The 11,356-nt window shown below is 40.2% G+C and carries 12 protein-coding genes; 1 reads left to right on the top strand and 11 read right to left on the bottom strand.

Features of this window, described 5'->3' with window-relative positions; genetic code table 11:
* From HN459_03365 to HN459_03330, 8 genes are all read right to left on the bottom strand, one after another.
* Window positions 1-567, bottom strand: a complete 567-nt coding sequence (locus HN459_03365; GenBank protein ID MBT3478481.1) for a hypothetical protein — start codon at window positions 565-567, stop codon at window positions 1-3.
* A complete protein-coding gene (locus tag HN459_03360; protein ID MBT3478480.1) occupies window positions 551-1,870 on the bottom strand; it encodes an ATP-binding cassette domain-containing protein in 1,320 nt (439 codons plus the stop codon). The genes HN459_03365 and HN459_03360 overlap by 17 nt, the downstream gene beginning before the upstream one ends.
* Complete coding sequence (locus tag HN459_03355) at window positions 1,863-3,041, bottom strand: hypothetical protein (protein MBT3478479.1); 1,179 nt, start codon at window positions 3,039-3,041, stop codon at window positions 1,863-1,865. The genes HN459_03360 and HN459_03355 overlap by 8 nt, the downstream gene beginning before the upstream one ends.
* Before the next feature lie 95 nt (window positions 3,042-3,136).
* The gene (locus tag HN459_03350) at window positions 3,137-4,165 is read right to left on the bottom strand and encodes a glycosyltransferase family 9 protein (protein MBT3478478.1); all 1,029 of its coding nucleotides are present in this window, start codon (window positions 4,163-4,165) and stop codon (window positions 3,137-3,139) included.
* 4 nt (window positions 4,166-4,169) lie between these two features.
* A complete protein-coding gene (locus HN459_03345) occupies window positions 4,170-5,159 on the bottom strand; it encodes a polyprenyl synthetase family protein (GenBank protein ID MBT3478477.1) in 990 nt (329 codons plus the stop codon).
* Window positions 5,160-5,168: 9 nt separating this feature from the next.
* A complete protein-coding gene (gene tatC, locus HN459_03340) occupies window positions 5,169-5,903 on the bottom strand; it encodes a twin-arginine translocase subunit TatC (GenBank protein ID MBT3478476.1) in 735 nt (244 codons plus the stop codon).
* Window positions 5,890-6,828 carry a methylmalonyl Co-A mutase-associated GTPase MeaB gene (meaB, locus tag HN459_03335; protein ID MBT3478475.1) on the bottom strand — a complete coding sequence of 313 codons (939 nt, stop codon included), beginning with the start codon at window positions 6,826-6,828 and terminating at the stop codon, window positions 5,890-5,892. Before meaB ends, tatC begins: the two co-directional genes overlap by 14 nt.
* Window positions 6,829-6,845: 17 nt before the next feature.
* Window positions 6,846-7,526: a Crp/Fnr family transcriptional regulator gene (locus HN459_03330; GenBank protein ID MBT3478474.1), complete on the bottom strand. Its 681-nt coding sequence runs from the start codon at window positions 7,524-7,526 to the stop codon at window positions 6,846-6,848.
* A gap of 191 nt (window positions 7,527-7,717) precedes the next feature.
* Here HN459_03330 and rpsT point away from each other — a divergent pair, with 191 nt between their 5' ends.
* Entirely contained in the window at window positions 7,718-7,975 is a 258-nt protein-coding gene (gene rpsT / locus HN459_03325) for a 30S ribosomal protein S20 (protein ID MBT3478473.1), read from the top strand.
* Window positions 7,976-8,105: 130 nt separating this feature from the next.
* Here rpsT and guaB read toward each other — a convergent pair whose 3' ends face one another.
* The 3 genes from guaB to HN459_03310 all read right to left on the bottom strand — a co-directional run.
* Complete coding sequence (gene guaB / locus HN459_03320) at window positions 8,106-9,575, bottom strand: IMP dehydrogenase (GenBank protein MBT3478472.1); 1,470 nt, start codon at window positions 9,573-9,575, stop codon at window positions 8,106-8,108.
* 4 nt (window positions 9,576-9,579) lie between these two features.
* Entirely contained in the window at window positions 9,580-11,106 is a 1,527-nt protein-coding gene (gene hutH, locus HN459_03315) for a histidine ammonia-lyase (GenBank protein MBT3478471.1), read from the bottom strand.
* 75 nt (window positions 11,107-11,181) lie between these two features.
* A partial coding sequence (locus HN459_03310) for a tyrosine-type recombinase/integrase (GenBank protein MBT3478470.1) occupies window positions 11,182-11,356 on the bottom strand: 175 nt, incomplete at its 5' end.

Below are 11,356 nucleotides of genomic sequence, written 5' to 3'. Positions count from 1 at the left end.
TTATCTAATCTCTTTAAATTTCAAATAAAATGTTTTGATATAAACAATCCAGCTTACGGATAATAAAAATGTAGCGATATATATGGTAACCTCCTGCATCCAAGGGAATGCCTCCCAAGGCCAAATATGAACCATTAAAGCAAGTGCCGTTATACCAGCGGCCCATTTCCCCCACCAATTTGCGCTGAGAATGAAATGATTATGGTTCAAAAAATAGATTGCAGAGATTGCGATAAAAACATATCGCGCTAGGTAAAAAATGAAAAACCATCCCGGGAATCGACCTACCAGTGTTAAATAAGACACCACCGTGAGAATACAAGCAAAGTCGGCTATAGGGTCAATCCATTTGCCGAAATGAGTCACTTCATGCGCTTTGCGAGCCACCCACCCATCCAAAGTATCCGAGAGTACAGCCAAAACAATTAGTATAAATGTAATTGTCCCTAAGTCCGGATCCCGCATGGTATAAACGATGGGAACTGCCAACAAAGCACGGCCAAGACTAATTATATTAGCCAAGGTTAAAATTCGAGTGGGGTCAGTTATTCTAGTCTTTGATGGCATAGGTTACGTTTTGATTTTGTTTTACCGATTGTGAATCTAAATTATAGATAAAGTCACAATGGGCCGACACGAATTGTTTATCGTGAGAAATGAGAATCAAATATTTGTTAGTCATAATCTCTTGAAAAAAACGACTTAAAATTAACTTCTGTTCCCAGCCGAGTCCAAAGGTTGGTTCATCTAAAATAAGAACGTCATAATCACAATGGGCCAGAATAATGATCAATGCCATCCGTAATGTGGACCATGGAATATCTAAAGCCGATTGTTCTTTAACTATATCCCAATTGATCTGGTAAGAATTGAGTCTATTGATGCATTTATTAACCAAATGAGAATTCATTTTCTTATTTGCCACCAATTCAGATAAAAGTGAACCTAATGAATCGGGACCCAACATGCGTTCTGGAAATTGATCTAACGCGGCAACTTTGGGAATTTGTCCATTCAAAATCATTTCGATTCGACCGCTATTCGGTTGAATGAGCCCTGTCATTAAATTCGATAAAGTTGTTTTTCCTTTACCATTTTTTCCGATTAAACCGATAGACCGGGCGTGACTTATTTCACATGACCAATTGTCAATCACCGATTGCGGATTATTTTCATAACTGAAATTAAGATTCTTAATAGAAAGCGCAAGTTTCCCTTGGGGATGATGGTAGTTATAATCTACAAAGCTTTGTTTATTATCTGTTTCTTTTAACTCAGATAAACTTAATATCCATTTTGAATCACCGAGCCTTAAATCTTCTGGATCAGATGTAAACCAGAGAATTATTTTCTTATCTTGAATTTGGTTACGAATCCACGTTACCCATTCTACTTTTGATTCTTGATTCAAAAAGGATAAACCATCATCAATCAGCACTAACAATGGGTTGGTGCTAAACGCCGTTACAAGGTTTAGCATTTCCATTTCGCCCCCACTTAAAGATGAAGGATGACGATCCCAATTATCTACAAAAGGAAGTTCAGATTTTAAATTTGCAAGTTTATTCTGAAGATCATTGGGAATTAAAGATAAACATTCAGGCCCAAATGCTAATTCAGATTCAAGAGTATGGGCCAAAATTTGGTTTTCAGGGTTTTGAAAAACGATCTGAATTGTTTTAGGAATTGAAATATCACTAAATGAAAAATTGGATTCCGAGTTTGTTTCATACCCCGCCAACAATCGTATAAATTGAGATTTCCCACAACCGCTTTCACCGTAAAGCACATGGAGTCCGGGAGAAAAGGAAAAATGATTTGAATTTTCAAATTTTTGAAAATTCAAATTAAAAGAAACAGGGTCAATCATGGATTAGGTTTCGCACAATCCGTGTAGCTGAACCCAAATTTCTGTGAATTACATCCGTGGCGGAATAACTCGCTTTAATAAAAGCACTTCTATCTTCAAAGAGCTGTTTAATGCCAAGATAGAGATCAGTGCCCGTGTCTATGGAGAAACCACCCCCATCAGCAATCAACTCTTCTGCTTCATTAAAATTCTTATAACGGGGACCAAAGAATACTGGCAATCGAGCAATGGCCGGTTCCATCACATTATGAACACCCGTCGAGAATCCACCGCCGATATAGGCAATTTGCCCATACCAATATAATTGAGACAACTTCCCAATAGAGTCTACAATGATTACCCGTTCCTTAATTTGATCCGGATTTTTATAACCCAATCTTGCCGTGGTAAAATGCTTGGATTGAAAATAAGTTTCAGCATCAGAAACAATTCTTTCGCTGGGCTCATGGGGTACCCAAACCAAAGAAAGGTCATCAATTTCTCTCAATAAGCTAACAATAGATTCTAAGATTATTTGTTCATCTTCACTATGAATACTCCCTGCAAAAAGTCGCTTCGGTCGCAAAAGCACCGACTCTGTCCGCTCTGTGGTAAATTTATCTGCCTTATTTTTTACTTGGTCATATCGCGGATTTCCTAATACACGAACAATGGGCTTTCCAATTGGATATAAAATATTTTGCAGCCGTTCATGATCTTGATCTGTAATAGTATAAATTGCAGAAAAACAGCCATAAACATTCCGATAAAAATTTCGAATTCCAGGAGAAAGCTTGGATGTATTTTCTGAAAATCGCGCGGCAAATAAAGCGGAGTGAATGCCTAATGATCTGGATGCCCAAATCATATTGGGCCAAACATCGTAAGCTGCTAAGATTAATTTTTTAGGTTGAACCAGTCGAAGGCATTTTTTAACTACCCAAGGTAAATCAATCGGTAAATATATTTTACAATCAATATGCTCATCATTGACATTATTATACCCGGATGGTGAGAAGAAACTCACAATAGACAAAGCATGCGGTTCAACCTCTTTTAACCCGACCAAGACCGGTTTTACCTGTTCAAATTCACCATGAGAGGCAGCATGGAACCAGTAAATTGTTCTCCCTTTTCCTACATTTTCCATAAAGGATTTTAATTCTTGGTACGACCGCAGTCTGCCAATCATTCCATCTCGTATTTTTTTATTAAATATAGATCCGACTAATCCAAAAATGAGAAGGATAGGCAATATTATTAAATTATAAATAATCTTCCAATATATCATATTGCCAACACCTTTGATACAGCGGATGATACATGTTCAGGTTCAATCTTTGTCATACAATATTGTTTTTTGCGATAACATGGTGTACTACCGTTTTGAGAACAGGGACGACACCAAATATCTTCATTTTGGACAACCTGAGATTCCTCGAGGAATACACCGGCACCTGTTTCCCTTGAAGTGGGACCCAGCAACGTTATTGCAGGTATGCCTAATGCTTCACCTGCATGGAGGAATCCTGTGTCACTGCCTAGGACAAACTCTGCTTGACTCACGATTGCCAATGATTCTCTTAAATTTGTTTTACCATGAACATCAATCACAGTGGAATCTGCACTATTTTTAATCAAATCACAAATGTCATCGGTCACACCACCAATTAGCACAGGATGTAGGTTATATTTATTTACACAATCGTCTATCACTTTTGCATATTTCTCCCCACTCCAGCGTTTCTGCGCCCAAGCGGCTCCCGGGGTAATAACGAAATATTTTCCATCCATTTTTGATTTTCGCAGCAATTCACGCGCACTGTTCTTTTCCACATCCGAAACAAATAACTGTGTATTCTCTATCGAAAAATCACCTGGCAGTAAGTCAGCAATCGGTTCGTGAAGCCACGTGCGTACGGTAAAATCCGCAGCGAAATCATTTTTACGAAATGCAAATAATTTAAAGCGCCGCCATCGTGGTTTTTTTATATGCACATTCTTGGTTGTAACAAATCCTCTTCGAATAATCTGAGATCGTGTTGAATTATGGAGATCAATGGCCAAATCATAACCCATCATTTCCATCTCAAAACCGGTTTGGCGGAGTTTTGTATAACCCGCATCTATATCTAGGGCATGGACTTTATTTATATGGGGATGTCCCTCTAATAGGGATGCAAATTTAGAAAGGGTTATAAAATCAATTTGTGATTCGGGGAAATATTTTTTAAGAGTACCAACCACAGATGTGGTTTGGATAATATCTCCAATTGAACTGAAACGCAGGACCAGAATGGTCCGAGGAGTGGTCATTAAATCAGCCTGTGCGTTGTGCGTTAAAACTAATCAGGTCCACCATGGATTGCTTATACGGTGAATCCGGGTAAGGTGAAATGGCATCCAGTGCCTGGTGATTGAATTCCTCTATTTTTTGTTCAGCATAGTTGAAACCACCGGCAGAACTGACAATCTCTTTGAGATCATTCAAATTTGCGGTTGTCTTCTTTTTCAATGATAAAATCTTTTTAACTTGTCGCGTTTCCGTCCTCGAGAGTTTTTCATAAGTATGAATCAAGGGCAGTGTTACCATATTTCTTTTAATATCGGCGCCGATATCTTTCCCAGTTTGCTTTTCATTGCCCAATAAATCAAAAAGATCGTCTTTTACCTGAAAAGCCATTCCCAACTTTGTTCCATAAGTAACCATAGCTTTTCGATCTTTATCTTTTCCCGTTGATGTAATGGCGCCCAATTCACAGCTTGTAGAAATCAGTGAAGCTGTCTTCTGGTAGATCATGTCATAATAGACTTTTTCAGTCATGGATTTAGTCAGAGATTTTTCTATTTGGAGAATTTCACCGGCACTGAGTTTTTCCGCTGTATCGGCGATCAACTGCAAGGCAGAAAAATCTCTCAATCCAACCATATTGATGAGTGCTTTACTGAGCATAAAGTCACCCATAAGGACAGCGATTTTGTTTTTCCATACTGCTTTGATTGAAGGAAATCCTCGGCGCTTTTCAGCTTCATCCACCACATCATCATGAATGAGTGTTGCAATGTGGAGTAATTCAATCATTGCGGCAGCACGATAACTGTTGACTGTTGGCTGACCGCAAACACGGGAGGCCAAAATCGTCAGGACAGGGCGAATATGCTTCCCCTTATGCCTTAGGATGTATTTACCGATCAAATTGATCAAACGTACTTCAGAACGAAGTGCGTTACGAAATTCCTGTTCGAAGAGCTTTATATCCTCAAAGATCGGATCAGTAATATGTTTCAGTGATTTAAGGTCTTGTTTCACAGATGCAAATTACCCCTGTTTCTTTCGATTTACCAACCAACTCACACCAATACTAAATTCGTATAAAAGCATAAGCGGAATGGCCATAAGAACCAAACTCACAGGATCCGGTGGCGTAATAAATGCGCTCAAGACTAAAATGACTACACTTGCGTGGCGACGGTAATGACTCATGAATGCCGGTGTTAACAATCCGATAATCGATAAAATAAATACCAGCACCGGTAATTCAAATATGAATCCACTGCCTATCATAAGCCAAGTAATAAAGTTGAAATAATAATTAATAGAAAAATTATTCTGGATACCGCTCATTCCAACCGATGTGAAGAAATCCAAAGAAAAGGGAATGATAACCGTGTAAGCAAAAATGAGTCCGATCAAAAATGAGATATAGGTAAAAATAATTAAAGGTGCGGCGTATTTTTTTTCATTTAAATATAGTCCCGGCGCAATAAATTTCCATAATTGGTAGGTCAAGACTGGAATAGATAAAACAATACCACCAATCATAGCAATACCCCACTTTATCATAAACATACCCTGCACTTTAAGTACCTGCAAATCCATTGGAGAAGCTAAATCCTGGGTAGGGCGAATAAGAAATGCGATCAATTGGTCAATGAAGAAAAATGTGATGACAGCACCCAAAAGAACGGAACCAAGTGATTTGACTAATCTCCAACGAAGTTCTTCTAAATGATCAAGAAAATGCATTGAATTATGTTCTTCAGTCATTGCCATTCAACAATGTATTTGCCACTTCATGGGGAGATGCATTGGATATTTCCAAATTGAGAATAGATTCCTCCAATTTTGCCAATTTTTGCTGAGTCCAAAATTTCAAGAGCAATCGATCTTGAACCAAATTGAACACTCGTTTCCGATGTCTATCCAACTGTTTTTGGACCATTACACCTTTTTCTTCCATCACTTTAATAAAATCTTTTAACCCAATGTATAATTCTGAAATACCTGATTTTCTATCGGCAGATGTTGAGAATATTGGTGGTTCTAAATGTCCTTTTTGAGTAAAGGTATGGAGAATGCTTTGCAATGATTGCGCCAACCGGCCGGCCCCATCTCGATCGGATTTGTTTACTACAAACACATCGGCGATTTCGATAAGTCCAGCTTTCATGAGTTGAATCTCATCGCCAGATTCCGGCACCAACACAACTACAGTTAAATCCACCGCTTTGGCTACATCGTGTTCCCCTTGCCCTACACCAACTGTTTCGAGAATGACTACATCCTTGCCACTGGCGGCAAGCACATCACCAACATCCTGGGCTTTGCGAGCCAAGCCACCCAATTCACCATGGGAGCCCATACTGCGGATGAAAACATCATTATTCCAAATATAATGATTCATACGAACGCGGTCACCCAAAAGTGCACCACCAGTAAATGGACTTGTGGGGTCAATGGCTACTACGCCGACACTTTTTCCATCGGATAAAATTTGTTGAATTAACTGATCAGTAAGGGTGCTTTTTCCTGCGCCAGGCGGACCGGTAATACCTATTCTTAAAGTATCATTCGCATGAATGTGAAGATTGTGAAAAAACGAATCAGGTATATCGCCGTTATTCTCAATTTGGCTGATAACTCTCGAAAGGGTTCGGTGATCGTTCGATCGAATTCGATCTAGCGTATCAGAATCCATTTATGATGTCGTTTAGTTTAAGAGAATGCTTGACGAAAATCGTCAAAATTATAGATCTTAAGGTCACGATTTTCCCGCTTGACCAAGGCTTTATCCTCAAATAATTTTAAGGTGCGGGAAACTGTTTCTCGTGACGTACCTGCCATATTTGCGAGATCCTGTTGATAGGGTAAATTTTGGACAGTCACATGACCTCGTTTAATTGTCCCTAGTTCTTCTGCTAAACGAATGAGTGTAATACCAATCCGCTGTTCTGAATCACTGAGGGAAAGACTTTCAATTTGTTGGTCACTCTTCCGTAATCGCACTGCTAATTCTTCTAAAAGAGCGATGGCAATTTTTGGAAAGGTCTCAAGACAATCGAGAAAATCACTACGAGAAAGAGTTAAAACTTCTGAATGATCATTGGATACAATATTGGCTGATCGACCTTCCCCATCTAAAAGGGACATTTCTCCAAAAAAGTCACTTTCACTTAATATAGCGAGGATAACTTCTCTACCGTCATCACTGAGACGCGTAACCTTAACGGCACCTTTTGTAAGAATAAAAAATGTTTCCCCAGAACTTTCTTCTAAAAGAATCATCTGCCCTTTTTCATAAACGCGGGAAATCATTTTTTCCCCAATTTTGGTCAAATCAGTTTCATTAAGATCAGTAAAGATAGGGACTTTGCGTAGATGGTCGGCTTTATTCATTCCTGAAAATACTATAGATATAGGAATAAATGGTAACTCTAAAATTAAGACCTTTCAAGTTTTGTGTTTGTGATGAATGTCACAGTTCAATACAACATCTTTAATTTTTATCCTGATTTTTTCTTTTGGCAAAGTGCATAAAAAAAGAATAACTTCGCATCCGAAATTTTAAACATTATTTGAGGATTTAAATGGATAGACATCCACAACAAATTAAGCGCGAACGTCAGGACAAAAAACGACACGAATTCAACGTGGCAAAAATGTCCGAATTAAAAACAGCCATTAAAAATGTAATGGAATCCACTGACGCCACAAAAGCTGAAGGCCTTTATAAAAGTGCCGTCAGCAATATAGACAAAATGGTCAGTAAAGGTCATTTGAAGAAGAATACTGCCGCTCGTCGTAAATCACAGATTACGCGACACTTGAATTCTTTATCAGCCTAAAGTATTTAATAGATTATATACCATTCATCAAAAAACCCCCTGCAAATGCTGGGGGTTTTTGTTTTTAGTTAAATCTGTTTTATGAATGGAGTTACTCATAAAAACTTAATTGGGGATAACTCCCCGATTATTAAGAATCAGACACTTGGTAGTTCGGTGATTCTTTCATGATCTTCACCTCGTGAGGATGACTCTCCTTAACACCGGCAGAAGTGGTTTGAATGAATACCGCTTTACCATAAAAATCTTCGATATCTTTAGCGCCACAATATCCCATAGAGGATCGCAATCCGCCCATAAGTTGGTGAATCGAATTGCGGACAGAACCACGATAGGGCACCATCCCTTCAATACCTTCTGGTACTAATTTGGTCGCCTCGGCCCCTTCTTGAAAATAACGATCGCCACTCCCCTCTTGCATGGCACCTAATGAACCCATGCCGCGATAGGATTTATACTGACGACCTTCGAATAAAATAAACTCTCCGGGACTTTCATCCATGCCCGCTAACATTGACCCTAACATTACGACTTCGGCGCCGGCGGCAATCGCCTTCGACAGATCACCACTGTAGCGAATTCCCCCATCGGCAATAACAGGAATATCATGTTTCCGCGCTTCATCTACACAATTCATAATACCGGATAATTGAGGCATGCCAACACCGGCGACAATTCTAGTTGTACAACTGGCCCCGGCACCAATCCCAACTTTTACACAATCTACCCCTGCGTCAATAAGTGCTTTTGTTCCCTCGCCTGTGGCCACATTTCCCGCAATCACTTGAAGGTCACCCACAGACTTTTTAATATTTCTGATGGAATTCAATACGCCGGCTGAATGACCATGAGCGGTATCGATGACAATGACATCTACATCCGCATCGGCCAAAGCTTGGGCCCTTTCCATGGCATCACCACTTACACCTAAGGCTGCACCAACCCGGAGACGACCTTTATCATCTTTACATGCGTTAGGAAAATCTTCTTTTTTCTGGATGTCCTTCACCGTGATCAACCCTGCTAAGTTCCCATTATCATCCACTACGAGGAGTTTCTCAATGCGGTGTTCTTGGAGCACTTCTTTTGCTTCATCCAACGTTGTACCTTGAGGAACAGTTACCAAATTTTCTGCCGTCATTCTATCACGAACGAACAATTTGTCATCGGTCTCAAAACGGATATCGCGGTTGGTGATTATGCCAATCAATTTCCCCCCATCCACAACGGGCAATCCACTGATGTGGTAATTGGACATAACCGTTTTTGCATCTTTAATTGTTTTATCCGCTGACAAAGTTACGGGATTCATAATCATACCACTCTCAGATCGTTTTACACGATCTACCATGAGCACCTGATTTTCGATGGATAAATTTTTATGGATAATTCCAATCCCGCCTTCACGGGCCAAAGCTACGGCCATATCGCTCTCGGTTACTGTATCCATGGCGGCGGACAATAACGGAATATTCATGGAAATACTTTTTGTCAAGCGCGTTTGTAAATTGACATCCCTTGGGAGAATGTGGGATTCCTGCGGTACGAGGAGTACGTCGTCAAAGGTTAATGCTTGAATAAATGGTGGTCGATTTTTCATAATGCTAAAGTAGTTTGATGCGCTTCTGCACGCTATTTACAATTTTTCTGGATTGAATCAATGTGTTAATGGTTTGAATATCATCGGCTAAGGCGTGATCTTTTTCGGTTAAAACATGGTGTCGTTTCAGTAGGTTCATTACAGGGATGAGCCCATTGCCAGAGGATATTTTTTTATGAAAACGATGGTTCACATTTCCAGAGACTAAAATTTCAATCGCTAAAATAATACTTACATTGGCAAGGATGCGTAAACACTTTCGCCCGGCCCAAGGCGCCATACTGACAAAATCTTCTTGTCCTGCCGAGGTCGAGATTGAATCTACACTGGCGGGATGAGACAACGTTTTATTTTCTGATGCTAAAGCTGCCGCTGTTACGTGCGCCAACATAAAACCCGATTCTAAACCGGGGTTCATAGCACCGAACATTGGGATTCGGTCGCCGATTCCCCTCATAAAATAATTGACGCGGCGCTCGGCGATAGCGCCAATCTCAGCCATTGCAATGGATAATGTATCCAATGCTTGGGCAATCGGCTCGGCATGAAAATGGCCGGAATTCATGACATCTCCATTTGGAAAAACCAAGGGATTGTCCGAAATAGAATTCACTTCATTGTTGATAGTTACTTCCCCATTACTAAAAATTTCACGGCTTGAACCGTGGACATGGGGAATACAGCGAATACAATAAGGATCCTGAATACGGCCACAGTCATCGTGAGATTGAACAATGTCACTTCCTTTTAACAGATTGTATACATTGGTAGCCGAAGCCACTTGTCCTGGATGTTTTTTCAATTTATGTATCTTGGGTATAAACACAACCCGGGTGGATAAACTGGCTTCGGCAGAAAGGGCGCCTGCAATATCTGCCGTCTCTAAAATTTTATGCGATTCAGATAAAGCACGGATTCCCAAAGCGGTGGACACTTGGGTTCCGTTGATGAGACTTAAGCCCTCTTTTGCCTCAAGAATGGTGGGTTCTAAATTGGCTTCTTTTAAAGCCAGCAAGGCGGGCATTATGCGATCTTGAAAATGGACATCCCCCTCGCCTATCATGGCTCTTGCCATGTGGGCTAAGGGTGCCAAATCACCGGATGCGCCCACGGATCCTTGTCTTGGAATAACAGGTAAAATATCGTGATTTAACATTCCTACCAACAGTTGAGCCAACTTTGGCCGAACGCCACTATACCCTTTGGCCCATGTCATGAGTTTCAACACCATGGTAATGCGCGTCACGCCTAAATCTAATGGTTTACCCACACCGCAAGCATGGGATCGGACCAAATTAAGTTGAAGTTGTTTGAGGTCATCGGGACCAATAGAAACAGTGCTAAGTTTGCCAAAGCCCGTATTTACACCATAGACCTGTTGACCGGAAGATATGATTTTTTTTAAAACTTTGTGGGAATCGCGAATCGCTTTTTTGGCCTCGGGGCTGAGGCTAACGCGGGTAGGACCATCCAACAATGGCGCAAGATCTTGCCAATGAATTGAATGCTGTGAAATACGTAGTCTACCCATCGAGCAATTTAAAACTTTTTATGAATATTGAACAAGAATAGTGACATGAATAAAATGAAAAAAATCTGCACAGTATTAAACAGTATCCAAGGGACTTTTTACAGCCAACGGTCCTTTTTTCATAACGTGGGTGTAAATCATCGTCGTACGTACATCTTTATGGCCCAGCAATTCCTGAACGGAACGAATATCATATCCGTTTTCCAATAAATGCGTGGCGAAAGAATGGCGAAATGTATGGCAACCGGCC

The sequence above is a fragment of the Candidatus Neomarinimicrobiota bacterium genome, assembly GCA_018647265.1.
In the GTDB taxonomy this organism is placed as follows: Bacteria; Fidelibacterota; Marinisomatia; order Marinisomatales; family TCS55; genus TCS55.
This window is presented reverse-complemented; position numbering and strand designations above follow the sequence as displayed.